Source organism: Streptomyces sp. R-74717 (assembly GCF_047305335.1).
GTDB lineage: Bacteria > Actinomycetota > Actinomycetes > Streptomycetales > Streptomycetaceae > Streptomyces > Streptomyces atratus.
Genome location: NZ_CP102361.1, coordinates 7,480,247 through 7,500,000, shown reverse-complemented (window position 1 = coordinate 7,500,000; position 19,754 = coordinate 7,480,247). Strand labels below are relative to the sequence as shown.

Here is a 19,754-nt window from a genome sequence, read left to right as displayed (position 1 = left end):
CGATCAGCCGGAATAAGACCGATCGTTCACAGCGTCCTCGCTGTATAAATTGCCCACCGGAACCGTGAGGCCCGGCAGGACTTTCAAAGGAACCACCAACCTGCCGAAGCAGGCCGGGGTATCAACATATCTGGCGTTGACTTTTGGCACGCTGTTGAGTTCTCAAGGAACGGACGCTTCCTTTGTACTCACCCTCACGGGCTTTCCTCCGGGCTTTTCCCTTCGATCTTGCGTTTCCGACTCTATCAGACTCTTTCGTGTCCGATTCCCGGTCGAAGCGGGGCCGCTTTCCAGTTCTTCGCTTTCGCGTTTCCCTTTCCGGCGTTTCCAACGTTACCAGATTCTTTTTCGTTCCGCTCCCGGTCCGAATTTGAATTCCGGCGGCCTTTGGAGTGACCTTTGCCTTTCGGCATGTCCACTACGTTAACCGATTTCCTTGGCGACTCATAATCGAGTCGATGAGGACGAATTACGGCATGCCGAATTCGCACCCGCCAGGGTGAGTCGTAGGTAGTGGTTGGCCGCTTCCGGATGCTCGGGGTGGTCCGATGGACCATACCGATAGGACTACCCGTTTCAAGCGGCTCGGGCTACATTAGGCGGCTCCCAGGGGCGAGTCAAGTTGCGCGGCGGCGTGGCACATGGGCTCTGTAGGGGCTCACCGTGGGGTCTCCGTCGATCCAGAAGCGCCACGGGTGTGGGGCTCCGTCGCCGCCCACTCCGGTGCGCGGACCGTTGCGTACCTGGTCGCGGGGTGGTGGGGTGCCGTGCAGTACGAACAGCGGGGCGCCGGGGTGGGCGATGGCGTCGGTGCCGTTCAGTGCGCGGTCGACATCGAGAGCGGTGGCCAGTCGGGCCGGGCCTTTGGCCAGTTCCTTGTCATTACGGGCCGAGATTCGACGTTTGCGGGTGAGGTCGGCGCCGACCTGGATATCACCGGCGCGGAGCAGGACACCGCCGGCCTTGCCCTCCGGACCGCACACCAGGTTGAGGCAGTGCCACATGCCGTACGTGAAGTAGACGTACGCGTGGCCGGGTGGTCCGTACATGACGCTGTTGCGCGGGGTGCGACCTCTGAACGCATGCGATCCGGGGTCGATCTCGCCGGCGTAGGCCTCCACCTCGGTGAGGCGGAGCTCGATGGGGCCGTCGGGGGTGGTGCGCACCAGAGTCCGGCCCAGGAGATCGGGTGCCACGTCCAGTACGGGGCGGTCGAAGAAGTCGCGTGTCAGTGGCGTACGGTCCAAGCCCTCGATCATGGCGTTCGAGGTTACCGGGAACCGACTACGGTCGTGGCGCGTATGTAGGGGTCAGGACCAAGGAGGAGTAAACATGGGCTTCAAGCGGCTGCTCGCGAGCATGGGTGCCGGTGGTGCTTCGGTGGAAACCGAGCTGACCGAACTCAATGTCGTACCCGGTGGGGTCGTCCAGGGCGAGGTACGGATCCAGGGCGGATCCGTGGATCAGCAGATCGAGGGGCTCTCCGTCGGTCTGCAGGCCCGGGTCGAGGTCGAGGGTCAGGACGCGGAGACGAAGCAGGACATCGAGTTCACCAAGCTTCGGCTCGGTGGCGCGTTCGAGGTGCGGGCCGGTGCCGTGCACGTCGTACCGTTCGGGCTCGAAATTCCGTGGGAGACGCCGATCACGATGTTCGCCGGTCAGCATCTGCACGGCATGAACATCGGCGTGACCACGGAGCTGGAGATCGCACGGGCGCTGGACTCGGGCGACCTGGACCCGATCAATGTGCACCCGCTCCCGGCCCAGCAGGCCATTCTCGACGCCTTCGGGCAGCTCGGCTTCGGCTTCCGCAGTGCGGACATGGAGCGCGGCCACATTCGCGGTACGCGCCAGCGGCTGCCGTTCTACCAGGAGATCGAGTTCTTCCCGCCGCAGCAGTACCGCGGGCTGAACCAGGTGGAGCTGACGTTCGTCGCGGACGACCGCGAGATGGACGTCGTCCTGGAGATGGACAAGAAGCCGGGGCTCTTCAGCGAGGGCAGTGACTCGTACCGCGCGTTCAAGGTCGGGCTGAACGACTTCCAGGGGACCGACTGGGCCGCGTACCTCAATCAGTGGCTCGCCCAGGTCGGCGGTCAGCGCAACTGGCTCTAGGGTCGGTGGGAGACCTGCTGACAGCAGGAGAGCGATCAGGAGAGGTGCTGACGTGACCGAACCGAAGAGGGCGCCGCTGCCGCACGACTTCCATCCCGAGGTGCCGTCGTTCAGAGTGGTGAGCGAGGATCTCGCACCCGGAGCTGTGCTGGCGGATGCCCAGGTGTTCGCGGCCGGGAACACTTCGCCGCAGCTGCGGTGGGAGGGATTCCCGGATGGGACCAAGAGTTTCGCCGTGACCTGCTTCGATCCCGATGCTCCTACGGGCAGCGGATTCTGGCACTGGGTGCTCTTCGACATCCCGGCGTCGGTCACGGAGCTGCCGGCCGGTGCGGGCAGCGGGAAGTTCGAGGGCCTGCCGGCCGGTGCCGTACAGGTCCGTAACGACTACGGGTCGAAGGACTTCGGCGGTGCCGCGCCGCCGGCCGGTGAGAACCACCGCTATGTCTTCACCGTGTACGCGGTGGACAGCGAGAAGCTGGGTGTCGACAGCGATGTGTCGCCCGCGGTCGTCGGATTCAATCTGCGGTTCCACACGCTGGGCCGTGCTCAGCTGATCGGTGAGTACACGGGTCCCGCCTAGTACCCGGTGATCCGAGAGTTCCCCTGCTGTTTGCCCTGCCCTGGTCCTGGAGAGATCAGGGCAGGGCATTTTTATTGCGTTGTCCATCACGGCCTGCCCAGCCAGAGTTGATCCGGGCCTGCCAGGGGGCGGGCGGCACACGGGAGGTGGGCGAGATGCGGGACACGCTGGTACTGAACGCGAGCTTCGAGCCGCTGTCGACGGTGACGCTGAACCGTGCGGTGGTGCTGATTCTGCAGGACAAGGCTGTCGTCGAGCAGTCGCACCCCGATCTCCGTATGCGTGGCGCCGCTGTGGACATTCCGGTGCCCCGGGTGATCAGGCTCTGCCGGTACGTACGGGTGCCGTTCCGAAGACAGGCTCCGTGGTCCAGAAGGGGCGTGCTGATACGGGACCAGCACCGGTGCGCGTACTGCGGGCGGCGGGCGAGCACCGTCGACCATGTGGTGCCGCGTGCCCAGGGCGGTCAGGACACCTGGCTGAACACGGTGGCGTCCTGCGCCGAGGACAATCACCGCAAGGCGGCCCGGACGCCGGAGCAGGCGGGGATGCCGCTGCTGCGGCAGCCGTTCGTACCGTCTCCGGCGGAGGCGATGCTGCTGGCTCTGGGGAAAGGTGAGCGGTCGGCGCTGCCGGAGTGGCTGGACCGCACCGCGGCGTAGCCCGGCGTACGCATGTTGTCGTATTGGATGCCCGTCTCCTTGCGGAGGTGGGCATCCGTGTGTCATCGGAGCATCAGCTGGACGATGGCGACCGTGCCGACCGCGACGATGAGTATGCGCAGGACGGTGGGGCTGAGGCGGCGGCCGATCTTGGCGCCGATCTGGCCGCCGAGTGCGGAGCCGACCGCGATCAGTGCGACAGCCGTCCAGTCGAAGTCCGCGACGAAGAGGAAGAAGAGCGCGGCAATGCTGTTGACGACGGCGGCCAGGACGTTCTTGACGGCGTTGAGGCGTTGCATCGTGTCGTCGAGCAGCATGCCCATCAGGGAGAGGTAGATGATCCCCTGGGCGGCGGTGAAGTAGCCGCCGTAGATGCTGGCGAGCATCAGTCCGACGAAGAGGAGCGGGCCGCCGTCGGGGCGGGCGGGGGTGCCGGTGTGTTCGCGGCGGCGCTGGACCGCTTTGCTGATGCGTGGTTGCAGGATGACCAGGACGAGGGCCAGGGCAACCAGGATCGGCACGATCGTCTCGAAGGCCGTGGAGGGCAGGGCCAGCAGGAGGGTGGCCCCGGTGAGGCCGCCGATCAGGGCGCCGATGGCGAGCTTGAGGACGCGGCGGCCCTGTCCTGCGAGTTCCACGCGGTAGCCGATGGCCCCGCTGACAGAACCGGGGATCAGACCGAGGGCGTTGGAGACGGTGGCCGTGACCGGGGGCAGGCCGGTGGCGAGCAGCACCGGGAAGGTGATCAGCGTTCCCGATCCGACGATCGTGTTGATCGTGCCGGCGCTGATGCCCGCGACGAAGACGGCAAGTATCTCCCAGGTGGTCATGGTGAATCCCCCGTGCGTGATCGGTGCTTGGTGCACTGATCATGCACGAGGGCGTGTACGCGTCAGTCGACCGGGGGCTGCTCTCGGCGTTCCTTGCCGGTGTCGAATCCGGGGGCGCCGTTGCCGAGGTTGCCGAAGGCCCCGCTGAGGCCCTTGAGGGCGTCGCCGATCTCGCTGGGCACGATCCAGAGCTTGTTGGCGTCGCCCTCGGCGATCTTCGGGAGCATCTGGAGGTACTGGTACGAGAGGAGCTTCTGGTCCGGGTCGCCGGCGTGGATGGACTCGAAGACCGTACGGATGGCCTGGGCCTCGCCCTCGGCGCGCAGGGCCGAGGCCTTGGCCTCACCTTCGGCGCGCAGGATCGCGGACTGCTTCTCGCCCTCGGCGGTGAGGATCGCGGACTGCCGGGTTCCTTCGGCCTGGAGGATCGCGGCGCGCTTGTCGCGGTCGGCGCGCATCTGCTTCTCCATCGAGTCCTGGATGGAGGTGGGCGGTTCGATCGCCTTGAGCTCGACGCGGTTGACGCGGATGCCCCACTTGCCGGTCGCCTCGTCGAGGACTCCGCGGAGGGCGGCGTTGATCTCCTCGCGGGAGGTCAGGGTCCGCTCCAGGTCCATGCCACCGATGATGTTGCGAAGGGTGGTGACGGTGAGCTGCTCGATCGCCTGGATGTAGCTGGCGACTTCGTAGGTCGCGGCCCTTGCGTCGGTCACCTGGTAGTAGATGACGGTGTCGATGTTGACGACCAGGTTGTCCTGGGTGATCACCGGCTGGGGCGGGAACGGCACGACCTGTTCACGGAGGTCGATGCGGTTCCTGATGGAGTCGATGAATGGAACGACGATGTTCAGGCCTGCGTTGAGCGTGCGGGTGTAGCGGCCGAAGCGCTCCACGATGGCGGCGCTGGCCTGCGGGATGACCTGGATCGTCTTGATCAGGGCGATGAAGACGAGCACCACCAGAATGATCAGGACGATGATGATCGGTTGCATCGTGTTCCTCGTTGCCCTTCGGTTGCCGACGGATCGCGCTGATCGAGGTCGAGATCGCGGGAGGGGCCGTATGCCTCGACGGCCCCGATCTCATGATGATCGACTTCGAGTCTGACAGAACGCGCTCTGTTGTGTGGGTGGTTCGGTCACATGACGACTGCCGTAGCTCCGTCGATGTCGACGACATCGACCTGTTGGCCCGGATCGAAGATCTGGCCCTCGTCGAGTGCGCGGGCGGACCAGATCTCTCCGGCCAGCTTGATCCGGCCGCCGCTGCCGTCGACCCGTTCCAGGACGAGGGCCTGACGGCCTTTCAGCGCATCGATGCCGGTGGCGAGTTGGGGCCGGTCGGCACGGTGTCTGGCGGCGATCGGGCGGACCACGGCGATGAGGGCCACGGAGACCGCGACGAATACCAGCACTTGGGCCACGATGCCGCCGCCGAGTGCCGCGACGACTGCCGCGGCGACCGCTCCGACGGCGAACATGCCGAACTCGGGCATCGCGGTCAGGACGAGCGGGATGCCCAGTCCCACCGCGCCGATCAGCCACCACACCCACGCGTCGATGTCCACGTGGTCATGGTAGGACTGCGGGTGCCCTCACGGACAGGGCGCGGGCGGGCGGCTGCGGCGGTTGTGTCCGGAGAGCGTCGTCCGGCTGCGGCTACGAGAGCGGCAGTCCGTGGGCCGTGTAGCGGTCGCCGGTGTGCTCGACGACGAGCGGCAGGCCGAAGCAGAGGGAGAGGTTGCGGGAGCTGAGCTCGGTCTCCATGGGGCCCGCGGCGAGCACCTTGCCCTGGCGGATCATCAGGACGTGGGTGAAGCCGGGGGCGATCTCCTCGACATGGTGGGTGACCATGATCATGGAGGGGGCGTACGGGTCGCGGGCCAGTCGGCCGAGGCGGCGGACCAGGTCCTCGCGGCCCCCGAGGTCGAGACCCGCGGCGGGCTCGTCGAGGAGCAGCAGCTCGGGGTCGGTCATCATGGCGCGGGCGATCAGGGTGCGCTTGCGCTCGCCCTCGGACAGGGTGCCGAACTTGCGGTCGAGGTAATCGGTCATGCCGAGCCGGTCGAGGAAGGCGCGGGCGCGCTCCTCGTCGACGGCCTCGTAGTTCTCGTGCCAGGTGGCGGTCATGCCGTAGGCGGCGGTGAGCACCGTCTGCAGAACGGTCTGACGCCTGGGCAGCTTCTCGGCCATGGCGATGCCCGCGATACCGATGCGGGGGCGGAGTTCGAAGACATCGGTGCCGACGCCGCCGAGCTGCTCACCGAGGATCTTGGCGGTGCCGGTGCTCGGGAAGAGGTAGCTGGACGCGATGTTGAGGAGCGTGGTCTTGCCGGCGCCGTTCGGGCCGAGGATGACCCAGCGCTCCCCCTCCTTGACCTGCCAGGAGACGTCGTCCACCAGAGCGCGTCCGTCGCGGACCACGGATACGTCCACCAGCTCCAGTACATCGCTCATGGCGCGTTGTCTCCCCATGCAGTGTCGAGATCGTCGCGTGCCTGTGGGCACAGCTCCCAGGGAAATCTACGCCACCACGGGAGAGCTCCCGGCGCTGGGCCCGTGTGAGGACAGGCCCCGGGTCCGTTCCCTAGGCTGTTCCCATGCTTTCGGAACCACGCTCAGGGCTGCTGGCCGCTTGGGGAAACGCACTGCTGGCCGGACTTGTGTCGCCGGACGACGCGGCGCTCGCCATTGTCGGGGAGGACGCGGTGCACCGCGTCGAGGGACTGCCGGGTGAGACGGGGCCTGTCGGGCTCACGCTGGCGTTCGGACGGTTGCGGAGTCTGGGGGTGACCGGATTCCGCGTCGCGCTGCCGGCGCCCGGGCATCCACTGGGGTTGAGCGGGCCGCCGGACTTCAATGCGCGGGCGTTGGATGCAGAGGAGGCGGTGGTCGCGTTCGGTGCGCCGTACGGGCTGGTTCCCGAGGTGCGTGAGGTGGGGCCGGACGGGGATCTGCACGTCGAGGTGGTGTGGCGTTGTCTGCCGGTACGGGAGGCGCCGCCGGCCGATGTGCCGTCGCTGGGCGAGGCGGAGCGGGAGCTCGCCGAGGCGTTGCGGGATGCGACAGCGGTGCTGTCGCGGTTGGATGTGGCCGGTTCCGGGCCGGTGGCGGAGGCGGCGGTGGATGCGTACCGGGCGCGGACGGAGCGGGGGCGCGAGGTGCTGGCTCCGGGGTATCCGCCGCGGGCGGTACGGGTGCTGGAGCTGGCGCAGCGGGTCGGGCTGTTGATCTCGGTGGCGTACGAGAACGGGCACGGCGGGGCGGTGAGCGCGTCGGAGATCGCGGCTCGGCAGGAGACGCTGAGACCGGTGGAGCGGGTGGCCCGGCGGGCGCAGGTTGCCGCGTACAACGCGTATGTGGAGGAGCGGGAGCGGGAACGATAGGCCCGGGCGAGGTGCCTTGTCGCCCGGAGTCGTCCGGGAGCCGTTTCGTCTTCGATCGCCGGACGGGCTCGAGTGTGCCGGACCTTTGGATGTCGCCGGGCGGGCTCGACGCACCCGGCCGGCGACACAGGACCGTGAGGTCGGTCAGCCGTTCAGGCCGAAGTTGCCGAAGGCCGGGTTGAGCAGGCCGATCACGTTGACGGTGTTGCCGACCACGTTCACCGGAATGTGCACCGGGACCTGGACGACGTTGCCGCTGACCACGCCCGGGGAGTGGGTCGCGGCGCCGTGGGCGCCGGCGCCGTGGCCGGTGGCGGAGGCCGCACCGGCACCGGCGGCGATGATTCCACCGGCGATCATGGTGACGGCTGCGGCCTTCTTCAGGTTCTTCACTTCAGGATCCTCCTAGCGTGGCTGCGGCCAGCCGCCGCAGCACCCTGGAGAACGCCTCGGGGTCGCACAGGTTGCGCCGTCCGGGTGACATACACCCGACAGTATGAATCTCGGCCTGGAGGGGGACATTCCGCTTCGGTGCCGGTCAGCCCGCGGCCCCGTGCCGGACGGCCCAGAGGGCCGCCTGGGTCCGGTCCGAGAGATCGAGCTTCATCAGAATGTTCGAGACGTGTGTCTTGACGGTCTTCTCGGAGAGGACCAGTGCCCGCGCGATCTCGCGGTTGGACCGGCCGTCGGCGATCAGGCCCAGTACCTCCCGCTCCCGTTCGGTGAGGGTGCTGCCCCGCCCCGTACCGCCGCCCGCGTCGTCCTGGGCGAGCAGGGCTCCGGCGACCTCCGGCTGGAGCAGGACGTGGCCCGCGTTCACCGAGCGGATGGCACCGGCCAGGGCGTCCGGGTCGACGTCCTTGTATACGTAACCGGAAGCTCCGGCTCGCAGGGCGGGGACCACGGTGCGCTGCTCGGTGAAGCTGGTGACGATGAGGACCTTGGCCGGGTTCTCCAGCTCGCGGAGCTTGCGCAGGGCCTCGATCCCGTCGGTGCCGGGCATCTTGATGTCCATCAGGACGACGTCGGGGCGGAGCTCCTCGGTCCTGGCCACCCCCTCGGCGCCGTCGGACGCCTCGCCGACCACTTCTATGTCGTCCTGGATCTCCAGGAATGTACGCAGACCGCGGCGGACCACCTGGTGGTCGTCGACCAGCAGCACCCTGATGATCTTGTCAGCCACCGGGTACCTCCATCTCGATCATGGTGCCCTTGCCGGGCGCCGATTCAACGGTGAGCCTTCCGCCGACACCGCTTGCGCGGTCCCGCATCGACACCAGGCCCAGGTGGCGGCCTGCCTGCCGGGTCGCCGTGGGTTCGAAGCCGCTGCCGTCGTCGGTGATCCGCAGCAGCGCGCCGTTGCCGTGCCGGTCCAGGGTGACGTCGACGTGCTCGGCGCCCGAGTGGCGCAGTGCGTTGTGCAGGGCCTCCTGGGAGACCCGGAGCAGCGCTTCTTCCTGGGCGGCGGGCAGGGCCCGTACGCCCAGGCTCTCGAAGGTGACCCTGGCCGCGTGGGCACGGTCCAGGACCTGGATCTGGGTACGGAGTGTGGCGATGAGGCCGTCCTCGTCGAGCGCGGCCGGGCGCAGTTCGACGACGGCGGCACGCAGCTCGTCCACGGCTTCCGCGGCGAGCGCGGCGACCTGGTGGAGCTCGCCCTTGGCGCGGGCCGGGTCGCGGTCCACCAGGGCGGTGGCGGCCTGGGCCGTCAGCCGCAGCGAGAACAGCTTCTGGCTGACCGCGTCGTGCAGCTCATGGGCGAGCCGGGAGCGCTCCTCGGCGATGGTGAGCTCGCGACTGCGTTCGTACAGCCGGGCGTTGGTGAGGGCGATCGCCGCGTGCTGCGCAAGGATCGACAGCAGTTCCTCGTCCTCGGCGGTGAAGCCGCAGCTGCCCTCGGGTTTGGGGCAGCGCTTGTTGGCGAGGAAGAGCGCGCCGATTGTCTCGTCGCCGTCCCTGATGGGCAGGCCGAGGAAGTCGGACATGTCGGGGTGGGCGGCGGGCCAGCCCTCGAAGCGGGGATCCTTGCGGACGTCGGCAAGTCGCTCGGGCTTCGCCTCGTGGAGCATCGCGGCGAGGATGCCGTGCTGCCGGGGCAGGGGACCGATGGCCTTCCACTGCTCGTCGCTGACGCCGTCGACGACGAACTGGGCGAAGCCGCCGTGGTCGTCGGGGACGCCCAGGGCGGCGTACTCGGCGTCCAGCAGCCGGCGGGCCGAGGCGACGATCGTCTTCAGGACATCACGCACTTCGAGATGCCGGCTCATGGCGAGCAGCGCGGCGCTCACCGCTGCGAGACCCGACTGTGGGCGATGACTCATGGCCTCACCGTACCGGCGGGGCGGGGGCGCCGTATCGGCCTGTGGACGGTGCCGATCAGGACGCAGGGACTAGGACCGACCGGCAATGGGGGGGGTGGGAGAAGGAGCGGGGCTGGGTGCGTGCAGCTGCAAGGCGGAGGATTGAGACAGTTGGGGTCTCCCCTGCTCGAGCGCAGCCGAGAGCTTGGGGAAGGAGCCATGGTGATTGACGACAACGCGGCAGATGCGCGTGCCCAGCCCCACGACGCCGCCCCCCATTTGCCGGTCGGCCTAGGTCCGGTCCAGGTCCTGTCGGTCCAGACCGAAGTGCCTTGTGGTGAAGCGGCTCTTGGACGAGGCGCGGTGTGGAGCGGCGTTTCTGCGTTGGGATTGCCGAGGTTCATCGGCGCTTGCCCACGTAACCACGGGACGGTTGTCATGCCTGTCGCAATGATTACGGATGCTTCCAAGGGGCTGGGTGGACGGCTCTGGTGGTGGCGCCGCGGCTGGGCGTGCGGGCGGTGGGCGGCCTGCTGACCGGGCCGCACGAGCCCGAGGCCTCGCATCTGCTGATGCTGGAGGCGGTCGCGGGGCGGGATGCCCTGGCGTACAGATATGCCCAGGCGCTGCGCCATCGGTACCTCCGGCATGAGTCCGGGGACATCCATCCACTGCCTCCAGAGCCGGAACCTCACACTCCGAATTGCTGAAGCAACGGTTGGTGAGTTTGTTACACGGTCGGTGTGAGGCCGGGCATAGGACCCACGTCACTTACGAAGCCGGCTAGTGGGTACATAAGCACCACATCAGTGGGCATGAGCGCGGGCCGTCACGTTCGAGCGCGGCCGTGATCCACTATCCGGGGTCGTACGTCACACCTTTGCCACGGGATTTTGCTGGCGCTAAGAATTGCACTCGTCCCCGACGGAGATGCGAAAACACCGCTTCCCGTCTTCGTCCTCCGTGAGGACTCCCGCGATTCGTTAGAGGTCCTGTATGTCCGTGTCCAGCATCCCCGGCCGCCGTCGTCGCCTGAACAAGACCCAGAAGCTCTCCGTCGCGGGTATCTCCGCCATCGCTGTCGCATCGCTCTCGTTCTCGCTCGTCCCCGCCAATGCCGAAGGCAAGCCCGAGGCGCAGACTCCCGTGTCCGCCGCCCCCGTGGTCCTGGCATCGGTCGCCGGTACTCCGCAGGTCAAGGCCGTGCAGGCCAGCATCATCGAGCAGCACTCCACCGCCGAGCAGCTGGTGAAGGCCGCCGACCTCGCCAGGGCCAAGAAGGCCGCCGCCGTCAAGGCGAAGGCCCAGGCCGCCGCGAAGGCCAAGGCTGCCGCCGCTGCCGAGGCCAAGGCCGCCGCCCAGGTGAAGGCCAAGGCCGTCGCCGAGCGCACCGAGGCGCAGGCCGCCAGCCGCTCCGAGGCCCGTATCCCGGTCTACGCCAACAACCTGGACGGCTGGATCAGCCAGGCCCTGGCCATCATGAAGGCCCACGGCATCCCCGGCTCGTACGACGGTCTGCACCGCAACATCATGCGGGAGTCCACCGGCAACCCGAACGCGGTCAACGGCTGGGACATCAACGCCCAGAACGGCACCCCGTCCTGCGGCCTGCTGCAGGTCATCCAGCCGACGTTCAACGCGTACCACGTTCCCGGCACCTCGACGAACATCTACGACCCGGTCGCCAACATCACCGCCGCGGCCAACTACGCCGCCGACCGTTACGGCTCGATCGACAACGTCAACAGCGCATACTGATCGACTCCGGACGTCCTCGGACGACATGCGCAACGCCGAAGGGCGGCACCCCGCGCGGGGTGCCGCCCTTCGGCGTTGCGTGCCGGCGCCCGCGCCTACTTGCGCATGACCTCCGGCTCGTGGCGGCGCAGCAGTCGCGCGACCACGATGCCGCAGATGATGCCGAGGAACAGCAGTACCGAGATGTTCATCCCCCACTGACCGGCAGAGTGCTCCCACAGCGGGTCCAGGTCGGTCGGGTTCTTCGGATCCCACGGCGCCATGAGGTGCGAGAGGTCGAGCGTCGTGCCCGCGCCGGCGATGGCCCAGCGGGACGGCATCAGCCAGGCGAACTGCTCCAGGCCGGGCGATCCGTACACCTGGAAGAGGATGCCGGTGAAGACGACCTGGACGATGGCGAACATGACCAGCAGCGGCATGGTCTTCTCGGCAGTCTTCACCAGTGAGGAGATCACCAGGCCGAACATCATCGAGGTGAAGCCGAGCGCGATGATCGTCAGGCAGATCTCGACGGCCGGCGGCATGATCAGGCCCTCTGCGGGCAACTCGCGAGTGGCGAAGCCGATGCCGCAGATGATGACGCCCTGGATGGCCGTGATCACGCCGAGGACGATCACCTTGGACATCAGATAGGCGGAGCGGGACAGACCGGTGGCTCGTTCCCGTTCGTAGATGACACGTTCCTTGATCAGTTCTCGTACGGAGTTGGCCGCGCCGGAGAAGCACATGCCGACCGCGAGAATCAGCATGATCGTTCCAGCAGCGCTGTTGAACCGGGACGGCGGGTCCGGCGGGGCCAGGCCGAACTTGGCCGGGATGACCACGCTGACGATGCCGAGCACGGCGGGCAGGATCACCATCAGGCCCATGAAGCCCTTGTCGGACGCGATCACCGAGACGTAGCGGCGCATCAGCGTCCACAGCTGGGCCGACCAGCTCTGCGGCTTCGGCGGGCGCATCTGCTGCGGGGGCGGCATGTGTACGGACTGCGCGGCAACGGCGTCGATGTCCGCGGCGTACATCTGGTAGTGCTGCGAACCGCGCCAGCGGCCCGCCCAGTCGTAGTCGCGGTAGTTCTCGAACGCGGAGAAGACGTCGGCCCAGGTGGTGTAGCCGAAGAAGTTGAGCGCTTCCTCCGGCGGACCGAAGTAGGCGACGGAACCGCCCGGCGCCATGACGAGCAGCTTGTCGCAGATCGCCAGCTCGGCGACGGAGTGCGTGACGACGAGGACCGTACGGCCGTCGTCGGCCAGGCCGCGCAGCAGCTGCATGACATCGCGGTCCATGCCCGGGTCGAGGCCGGAGGTCGGCTCGTCCAGGAAGATCAGCGACGGCTTGGTGAGCAGCTCCAGGGCCACGGAGACACGCTTGCGCTGGCCACCGGAGAGCGAGGTGACCTTCTTGTCCTTGTGGATGTCGAGTTTGAGCTCGGCAAGGACTTCGAGGATCCGGGCCTGGCGCTCGGCCTCGGTGGTGTCCGCGGGGAAGCGGAGCTTGGCCGCGTACTTGAGGGCCTTGGTGACCGTGAGTTCCTTGTGCAGGATGTCGTCCTGCGGAACCAGACCGATGCGCTGGCGCAGCTCGGCGAACTGCTTGTACAGGTTCCGGTTGTCGTAGAGGACATCGCCCTGGTTGGCGGGCCGGTAGCCGGTGAGCGCCTTGAGCAGGGTGGACTTGCCGGATCCTGACGGACCGATGACCGCGACGAGCGACTTCTCCGGGACGCCGAAGGAGACGTCCTTGAGGATCTGCTTCCCGCCGTCGACCGTCACCGTGAGGTGGCGGGCGGAGAAGGAGACCTCACCGGTGTCGACGAACTCCTCGAGCCGGTCGCCGACCAGGCGGAAGGTCGAGTGACCGACGCCGACGATGTCGTTCGGTCCGATGAGCGCGGAGCCGGACTTGGAGAGCGGCTGGCCGTTGACGTAGGTGCCGTTGTGGGATCCGAGGTCACGGATCTCGAAGCGGCCGTCGGGCGTCGCGTGGAACTCGGCATGGTGGCGCGAGACCTGGAGGTCGGAGACGACCAGTTCGTTCTCGAGCGCACGACCGATGCGCATGACGCGGCCGAGGGCCAGCTGGTGGAACGTGGTCGGGCTGCGGTCGCCGTACACCGGCGGCGCCCCCGCGACACCGCCGGGCCCGCCCGCGCCGGGCGTCTTCGCCATGCCCTGCTGATGCGGGACCTGGGGCTGTTGGGGCTGCGCGGGCTGATGTTGCGGCTGGACCTGAGGGGCCTGCTGCCAACCCTGTTGCGGCTGTTGCTGCTGCGGCGGAACGGGGGCCTGCTGGCCGGGCCAGCCGGCGCCACCCTGCTGGGGCTGCTGGACGGGGGCCTGCTGCGCGCCCGCGCCCTGCCCGCTGTACACATCGGCGCCCGCTGCGGCGCCGATGCTCAGCCGCGGTCCGTCAGTGGCATTGCCCAGGTGCACGGCGGAGCCGGGCCCGATTTCCAGTTGATGGATCCGCCGGCCCTGCACATAGGTGCCGTTGGTGCTGCCGTGGTCCTCGATGAACCAACTGTGGCCCCCCCAGCTGATCGTGGCATGCCGCCACGACACCCTGGCGTCGTCGATCGTCAGGTCGCCCTGCGGATCGCGCCCAAGGGTGTACGACCTGGACGGATCGAGCGTCCAGGTCCTGCCATTCAATTCCAGTACGAGTTCCGGCACTCCGCGCCCCACTAGTTGTCCCCCGAGTTACCCCCGTCACAGGGAGTCTAGGGATGCTGAACATCGTGGGGAACTATTCCAGGAGCAGTCCCCGATACGAAAGTCGGGCAGGGTGAAGACCCTGCCGAGACCTGCGTCGTTGTGCCGTCGAATCAGGAGGGACGAGCTCGGAGAGCGGCAAGTCCCATGAGTGCGTATGAGTGCGTGCGGACCGTGAGCGAACAGGCCGGTCCGAGGCACCCCGGTCCGCTCGGATCCGCCCCCGGTCGCCGGGCGTGCCCGAGCGCGTGCCGTCCGTCGCCGCGCCTGTGCTCCTCCGGGCGGGGGTACGGGGACGACGCGCTGTCCGGTCCTCGGGACGGGCCTCCGGTGCGATGAGGCGGACCGATACGGTGGGAGCACCATGAGCGCATCTCAGCCACCTCAGTCCTCCCCGTCTCCTGAGCCCCCTGAGTCCCGTCAGGGCACGGACACACCCACCCTTCTCGTGAAGATCTTCGGGAAGGACCGCCCCGGAATCACTGCCGGGCTCTTCGACACCCTCGCCGCCTACTCGGTCGATGTCGTCGACATCGAGCAGGTCGTCACCCGTGGCCGCATCGTCCTGTGCGCGCTGGTCACCGCCCCGACCGCGGGCGGCACCACCGAGGGCGACCTGCGGGCGACCGTGCACAGCTGGGCCGATTCGCTGAAGCTGCAGGCCGAGATCATCTCCGGTACGGGTGACAACCGGCCGCGTGGCTACGGGCGTTCCCATGTGACGGTGCTCGGGCACCCGTTGACCGCGGAGTCGACCGCCGCCATAGCGGCCACGATCACCTCGACCGGCGGGAACATCGACCGGATCTTCCGGCTCGCGAAGTACCCGGTCACGGCAGTCGAGTTCGCGGTATCCGGCACCGGGACCGAGGAGCTGCGGACGGCACTGGCGACGGAGTCTGCCGGGATCGGTGTCGATGTGGCGGTGGTGTCGGCCGGGCTGAGCCGCCGGGCACAGCGGCTGGTCGTCATGGACGTCGACTCGACGCTCATCCAGGACGAGGTCATCGAGCTCTTCGCCGCCCATGCCGGCTGCGAGGACAAGGTCGCCGAGGTCACCGAGCAGGCGATGCGCGGCGAGCTCGATTTCGAGCAGTCGCTGCACGCACGGGTGGCGCTGCTGGCCGGGCTCGATGTGTCGGTGGTGGACAAGGTGCGCGCCGAGGTGCGGCTGACACCGGGCGCCCGCACATTGATCCGTACGCTGAAGCGGCTCGGTTACCAAGTGGGCGTGGTTTCGGGCGGGTTCACCCAGGTGACCGACGATCTGAAGGAACGGCTCGGGCTCGACTTCGCCTCTGCCAACACCTTGGAAGTGGTCGATGGAAAGCTCACCGGACGGGTCGTCGGCGACATCGTCGACCGGGCCGGCAAGGCCCGGCTGCTGCGTAGTTTCGCCGCGCAGGCCGGGGTGCCGCTGGCACAGACCGTGGCGATCGGTGACGGTGCGAACGACCTCGACATGCTGAACACCGCCGGGCTCGGGGTGGCCTTCAACGCCAAGCCGGTGGTCCGCGAGGCCGCGCACACCGCGGTGAACGTACCGTTCCTGGACACGGTGCTGTACCTGCTCGGCATCACCCGCGAGGAGGTCGAGGCCGCCGACGGTCTCGTCGACTGACGCGTACCCGCCTACGAGCAGGGCCCCGGTCGTTTCCGGATGCTGTTGGTTAACGGATTAACCAACAGCATCGTTTCCGTACCGGGGCCCTGCTCGTACGACAGCGGGAGCCGTACGGCAGCGGGATCAGTCGTTGGGCGTCCAGTACTCGACCAGCTTGCCCACTCCGTGCTCCACACCCTTCCAGGAGCCGGAGAACTCGACGACGGCGAAGGCGGCGGTCGGGAAGCCGCCGCGATTCATCCGGGCCAGGGCGTCGCCCTCCCCCGATTCCGAGAGGGCGTCGGCGACGGCGTGCATACCGGGGTTGTGGCCGATCACCAGAAGGTCGTGCACATCGTCGGGGGTCTCGTTGATCAGGGCGATCAGTTCGCCGGGAGACGCCTCGTACAGTCGCTCCTCGTACACGGTCCTGGGACGGTGCGGCATCTCGTGCACCGCCAGCTTCCACGTCTCGCGCGTCCTGACAGCGGTCGAGCAGAGGGCCAGATCGAGGACGATCCCGGAGTCGACGAGTTTGCGGCCTGCGACGGGGGCATCCTTGCGGCCCCGCTCCGCGAGCGGCCGCTCATGGTCGGAATCCTGCGACCATTCCGCCTTTGCATGCCTGAGAAAGACGATCCTGCGAGGTGTATCGACGCTCATACACCTCAGCTTCGCACGAAATGTGCCGCCCGGCGCAGGGTGTTGAAGGGCTCCTGCGGTGGGCGCGGAAGCCCTCAGCGGGTCATCAGGGTCATGATTCGCTCAAGCAACCGGCCGACCGCGGGGTCGGTCGTCGCCGCGTGTGACTCGCCGGATCCCACGATCAACAGCAGGAGCGCGGCGAACCCGATCGCGGGCAGCGCGACGGCCCACCACGGCAGCCGGACCTCGACGCTGCCCGTGGCCGGGTGGGTGGACCGGGTGTGCGTACGGGCCGACATGTCCGCCTCCGTGGGTCATCGGTTCTGATACCCAGAATCTACGGATGCGGGGGTGCCGGTCCCATCCGGTGACCCACCCACTTGACCCTGACCCTGGCCCCCTAGGGGATGGTGGTGCCAGCCCCACCATCGGCCGCCGGGGGCCGCGCGGCTCAGGGGGATGCGACCGAGGCGATCACCGCGATGATCACGGTGACCAGCAGCATCGCCCCGAGCACGAGGAGGAGCTTCTTCTGACCGTTCTGGGGATTCGGGTCGAGCACAGGAGACATGTGCTCAGTCTCGCATCTCAGCATTCGTCCTCGATCGTCCGGTCCCGCCCGGCCAGGATTCCGGCCACCATCTGCGGCACCATGAGGCCCGCCATCAGTGCGATCGGCAGCCCCCAGCCACCGCTGTGCTGGTGGAGCACGCCGACGAGCAGCGGGCCGGGGATCGAGATCAGATAGCCGGTGGACTGTGCGAACGCGGACAGCCGGACCACTCCGGCGCCGCTGCGGGACCGCATGCCGATCATGGTCAGGGCGAGCGGGAAGGCGCAGTTCGAGATGCCGAGGAGCAGCGCCCAGGCCCAGGCCCCGCCCGCCGGTGCGAGGTAGAGGCCCGCGTATCCGATGAGCCCGCAGCTGCCGAGGAGGACGACTATCGGGCCCTGGGTCTTCATCCGGGTGGCGACTCGAGGGATGACGAAGGCGAGCGGCACGCCCATCGCCATGGTCACGGCGAGCAGAACGCCTGCCGTACCGGCCGAGACCCCCGCGTCGCGGAAGATCTGAGGCATCCATCCCATGGTGATGTACGCGGCGGTGGCCTGCAGGCCGAAGAAGCAGGCGAGGCCCCACGCGGTACGGCTGCGGGTGATCCTGAGCGCCGGGACGTCCTGGTGGTGGGCGGCGGGCTGCCCGGGGGCGCCGCGCCGGTCCCGTACCAGCGGGATCCAGGGCAGGATCGCGGCGGCGGCGAGCACGGCCCAGATGCCGAGGCCCGCCTTCCAGCTGCCGCCCAGCGCATTGGTCATGGGCACGGTCACTGCGGCGGCGAGCGAGGTACCGAGGGCCAGGGCCATCGAGTAGAGCCCGGTCATGGAGCCGACGCGGTCCGGGAACCAGCGCTTGACGATCACCGGCATCAGGACGTTGCTGACGGCGATGCCCATGAGGGCGAGGGCGCTCGCGGCGAGGAAGCCGGCCGCGCCGCCGACGAGGGGCCGGATCACCAGACCGGCCGTGATGGCGATCATGCCGGCGCAGACGACCGCGCCCGGGCCGAAGCGGCGGGCGAGGCGGGGCGCCATGATGCCGAAGATCGCGAAGCAGAGCGGCGGTACTGAGGTGAGGACACCGGCGACGCCGGCGCTCATGTGCAGCCCGTCCTGCACCTCTTCGAGGAGGGCGCCGAGGCTGGTGATGGCGGGGCGGAGGTTGAGCGCGGTGAGGACGAGTCCGATGGTGACCAGCCGGAGCAGCCATGGGGAAGGCCCGGCGGCGGCCTGCGCCGTCTGCGGGGCTTGCGGGGCCGGGGTTTTCGTGGGGGCGTCCGCCGTGATGGCGGGACTCAGGGTCCGGGTCCGGTACTGGCTCTCGTCGTCGGGCATGAGGCCCATCATAGAATCATGGGATGATTGATTGTCCAATCCTCCGAGAGCTCCTCTGAGACCATTCGCTGCAAGCAGAGCAACCCCATCACCCCTCATCACCCCAGCAACCCGAGCAAGGAGCACCATGGCGCTGACGTCTCCGCGGCGTTCGGCACTCGCCGACCAGGTGATTGCCCAGCTGAGGAATCAGATCACCTCGGGCGAGTGGCCCGTGGGTTCACGGATTCCCACCGAGCCCGAGCTGGTGGAGCAGTTGGGGGTGGCCCGTAACACCGTCCGCGAGGCCGTGCGCGCGCTCGCACACAACGGCCTGCTCGACATCCGGCAGGGCTCGGGCACCTATGTCGTCGCCATCAGCGAACTGGCCGGGGTGATGCACCGCCGTTTCGCCTCCGCCGATCCGCGCCATGTCGCCGAGCTGCGCTCCACCCTGGAGTCGTCGGCGGCACGGCTGGCCGCTGCCCGGCGCACCGAGCGGGATCTGAAGCAGCTGGACGCGCTCATGGCGCGCCGGGAGGAGACCTGGGCCGCGGGCGACGCCGAGGCGTTCGTCGCGGCGGACGCGACGCTGCATCTGGCCGTGGTCGCGGCCTCGCACAACGACGTGCTGACCGGCCTCTACGCCGACCTGGGCGATCTGCTGCGCGACTATCTCAGGGTCGATATCGGTCATGAGCTGCGGCCGGAGAATCATATGGACCACGGCCGGCTGGTCGAGGCGATCCGGGCCGGGGACGCGGAGACGGCGGCGGCCGAGGCCGCGAGTCATGCGCTGAGTTGTCTCGTGGACCGGGTCTAGGCCGGACGGCGCTGGAGCGTGTTCTGCACCCGGTGTGTGATCCAGACGGAGCCGACTTCCTTCCAGCAGCGGTCGTCGAGCCGCACGGTCTGTCCCGGTCCCACGTCGACCGGGGTGGCGTCCGCGTCTATGTCCCACCAGCGGCGGCATTCTGTGTGCAGTTGCACGCGGTCGGTGGAGGGGTACGGGTTGTGGCAGTAGGCGACGACCCGGGAGCCCCGGACCGACGTACGGCATTCGGATCCGGCGGGGTCAGGGGTCGGAGCGACGGGCGCGGACGCCCCGGCTCCTGCCCGCCCCGCCATGGATATGCATACAGGGGCGAGAAGTGCGGCGACGGCTATGGAGGCCGCCGGCAGTGCCCAGGTTCGGCGACGTGTGGAGCGCACAGCGACCTCCTCCCCGCAGCCTGACCAAAAGTCCGGTTCCACCACATTCTGCGGTGGATCGACCATCTTTTCGACTTG

At 68.2% G+C, this 19,754-nt stretch carries 21 protein-coding genes and 1 pseudogene; 8 read left to right on the top strand and 14 right to left on the bottom strand.

The genetic code is table 11. From position 1 onward, the window contains the following. Positions 1-617: 617 nt before the first annotated feature. Positions 618-1,259, bottom strand: a complete 642-nt coding sequence (locus NRF20_RS34410; protein ID WP_266362553.1) for a DNA-3-methyladenine glycosylase — start codon at positions 1,257-1,259, stop codon at positions 618-620. A gap of 73 nt (positions 1,260-1,332) precedes the next feature. Between NRF20_RS34410 and NRF20_RS34405 the strand changes: the two genes are divergently transcribed. The 3 genes from NRF20_RS34405 to NRF20_RS34395 all read left to right on the top strand — a co-directional run bounded on the left by NRF20_RS34405 (position 1,333) and on the right by NRF20_RS34395 (position 3,360). Further along, on the top strand, positions 1,333-2,115 hold the full coding sequence (locus NRF20_RS34405; RefSeq protein ID WP_266362551.1) for a sporulation protein: 783 nt from the start codon (positions 1,333-1,335) through the stop codon (positions 2,113-2,115). 52 nt (positions 2,116-2,167) lie between these two features. Then, a complete protein-coding gene (locus NRF20_RS34400) occupies positions 2,168-2,698 on the top strand; it encodes a YbhB/YbcL family Raf kinase inhibitor-like protein (protein WP_398634922.1) in 531 nt (176 codons plus the stop codon). A 155-nt stretch (positions 2,699-2,853) separates the two neighbouring features. Further along, the gene (locus tag NRF20_RS34395) at positions 2,854-3,360 is read left to right on the top strand and encodes an HNH endonuclease (protein ID WP_266362546.1); all 507 of its coding nucleotides are present in this window, start codon (positions 2,854-2,856) and stop codon (positions 3,358-3,360) included. A 62-nt stretch (positions 3,361-3,422) separates the two neighbouring features. Here the strand turns inward: NRF20_RS34395 and NRF20_RS34390 are convergent, their stop codons facing one another. The 4 genes from NRF20_RS34390 to NRF20_RS34375 form a co-directional block, all read right to left on the bottom strand. Next, the gene (locus tag NRF20_RS34390; RefSeq protein WP_413753875.1) at positions 3,423-4,190 is read right to left on the bottom strand and encodes a sulfite exporter TauE/SafE family protein; all 768 of its coding nucleotides are present in this window, start codon (positions 4,188-4,190) and stop codon (positions 3,423-3,425) included. A 62-nt stretch (positions 4,191-4,252) separates the two neighbouring features. Continuing rightward, on the bottom strand, positions 4,253-5,182 hold the full coding sequence (locus NRF20_RS34385) for an SPFH domain-containing protein (protein WP_093895790.1): 930 nt from the start codon (positions 5,180-5,182) through the stop codon (positions 4,253-4,255). 146 nt (positions 5,183-5,328) lie between these two features. After that, entirely contained in the window at positions 5,329-5,757 is a 429-nt protein-coding gene (locus NRF20_RS34380; RefSeq protein WP_413753874.1) for an NfeD family protein, read from the bottom strand. 91 nt (positions 5,758-5,848) lie between these two features. After that, positions 5,849-6,646, bottom strand: a complete 798-nt coding sequence (locus NRF20_RS34375; protein ID WP_266362540.1) for an ABC transporter ATP-binding protein — start codon at positions 6,644-6,646, stop codon at positions 5,849-5,851. Between the two features lie 143 nt (positions 6,647-6,789). Here NRF20_RS34375 and NRF20_RS34370 point away from each other — a divergent pair, with 143 nt between their 5' ends. After that, positions 6,790-7,575 (top strand): hypothetical protein, encoded by a 786-nt coding sequence (locus tag NRF20_RS34370; RefSeq protein ID WP_398634920.1) that lies wholly within the window; start codon positions 6,790-6,792, stop codon positions 7,573-7,575. A gap of 144 nt (positions 7,576-7,719) precedes the next feature. Here NRF20_RS34370 and NRF20_RS34365 read toward each other — a convergent pair whose 3' ends face one another. From NRF20_RS34365 to NRF20_RS34355, 3 genes are all read right to left on the bottom strand, one after another. Next, the gene (locus tag NRF20_RS34365) at positions 7,720-7,968 is read right to left on the bottom strand and encodes a chaplin (RefSeq protein WP_266362536.1); all 249 of its coding nucleotides are present in this window, start codon (positions 7,966-7,968) and stop codon (positions 7,720-7,722) included. Between the two features lie 145 nt (positions 7,969-8,113). After that, entirely contained in the window at positions 8,114-8,758 is a 645-nt protein-coding gene (locus tag NRF20_RS34360; protein WP_093895785.1) for a response regulator, read from the bottom strand. Next, positions 8,751-9,896 (bottom strand): GAF domain-containing sensor histidine kinase, encoded by a 1,146-nt coding sequence (locus NRF20_RS34355; RefSeq protein WP_398634918.1) that lies wholly within the window; start codon positions 9,894-9,896, stop codon positions 8,751-8,753. Before NRF20_RS34355 ends, NRF20_RS34360 begins: the two co-directional genes overlap by 8 nt. Positions 9,897-10,348: 452 nt before the next feature. Here NRF20_RS34355 and NRF20_RS34350 point away from each other — a divergent pair. Both NRF20_RS34350 and NRF20_RS34345 read left to right on the top strand, forming a co-directional pair. Continuing rightward, positions 10,349-10,585: pseudogene (locus NRF20_RS34350) on the top strand (S-adenosylmethionine:tRNA ribosyltransferase-isomerase); the annotation flags it as partial. A 286-nt stretch (positions 10,586-10,871) separates the two neighbouring features. Further along, positions 10,872-11,633 (top strand): transglycosylase SLT domain-containing protein, encoded by a 762-nt coding sequence (locus NRF20_RS34345; RefSeq protein WP_413753873.1) that lies wholly within the window; start codon positions 10,872-10,874, stop codon positions 11,631-11,633. Positions 11,634-11,728: 95 nt separating this feature from the next. On the opposite strand, the gene NRF20_RS34340 is transcribed toward NRF20_RS34345, so the two are convergent. Further along, positions 11,729-14,317, bottom strand: coding sequence for an FHA domain-containing protein (locus NRF20_RS34340; protein ID WP_413753872.1), 2,589 nt, complete (start codon positions 14,315-14,317; stop codon positions 11,729-11,731). A 391-nt stretch (positions 14,318-14,708) separates the two neighbouring features. Here NRF20_RS34340 and serB point away from each other — a divergent pair, with 391 nt between their 5' ends. Further along, positions 14,709-15,965, top strand: a complete 1,257-nt coding sequence (serB, locus tag NRF20_RS34335; RefSeq protein WP_114243806.1) for a phosphoserine phosphatase SerB — start codon at positions 14,709-14,711, stop codon at positions 15,963-15,965. Positions 15,966-16,091: 126 nt separating this feature from the next. Here serB and NRF20_RS34330 read toward each other — a convergent pair whose 3' ends face one another. The 4 genes from NRF20_RS34330 to NRF20_RS34315 form a co-directional block, all read right to left on the bottom strand. Then, positions 16,092-16,610 carry a SixA phosphatase family protein gene (locus tag NRF20_RS34330; RefSeq protein ID WP_398632325.1) on the bottom strand — a complete coding sequence of 173 codons (519 nt, stop codon included), beginning with the start codon at positions 16,608-16,610 and terminating at the stop codon, positions 16,092-16,094. A 74-nt stretch (positions 16,611-16,684) separates the two neighbouring features. Then, positions 16,685-16,891, bottom strand: coding sequence for a hypothetical protein (locus tag NRF20_RS34325; RefSeq protein WP_398632324.1), 207 nt, complete (start codon positions 16,889-16,891; stop codon positions 16,685-16,687). Between the two features lie 152 nt (positions 16,892-17,043). Beyond that, positions 17,044-17,154, bottom strand: coding sequence for an SGM_5486 family transporter-associated protein (locus tag NRF20_RS34320; RefSeq protein ID WP_266365722.1), 111 nt, complete (start codon positions 17,152-17,154; stop codon positions 17,044-17,046). Between the two features lie 26 nt (positions 17,155-17,180). Beyond that, the gene (locus NRF20_RS34315) at positions 17,181-18,485 is read right to left on the bottom strand and encodes a CynX/NimT family MFS transporter (protein ID WP_413753871.1); all 1,305 of its coding nucleotides are present in this window, start codon (positions 18,483-18,485) and stop codon (positions 17,181-17,183) included. Positions 18,486-18,612: 127 nt separating this feature from the next. On the opposite strand from NRF20_RS34315, the gene NRF20_RS34310 reads away from it, so the two are divergent. Further along, complete coding sequence (locus NRF20_RS34310) at positions 18,613-19,287, top strand: FadR/GntR family transcriptional regulator (protein WP_398632322.1); 675 nt, start codon at positions 18,613-18,615, stop codon at positions 19,285-19,287. Here NRF20_RS34310 and NRF20_RS34305 read toward each other — a convergent pair. Then, complete coding sequence (locus NRF20_RS34305; protein ID WP_398632321.1) at positions 19,284-19,676, bottom strand: hypothetical protein; 393 nt, start codon at positions 19,674-19,676, stop codon at positions 19,284-19,286. The two genes, NRF20_RS34310 and NRF20_RS34305, sit on opposite strands and share 4 nt — an antisense overlap. Positions 19,677-19,754 lie beyond the last annotated feature (78 nt).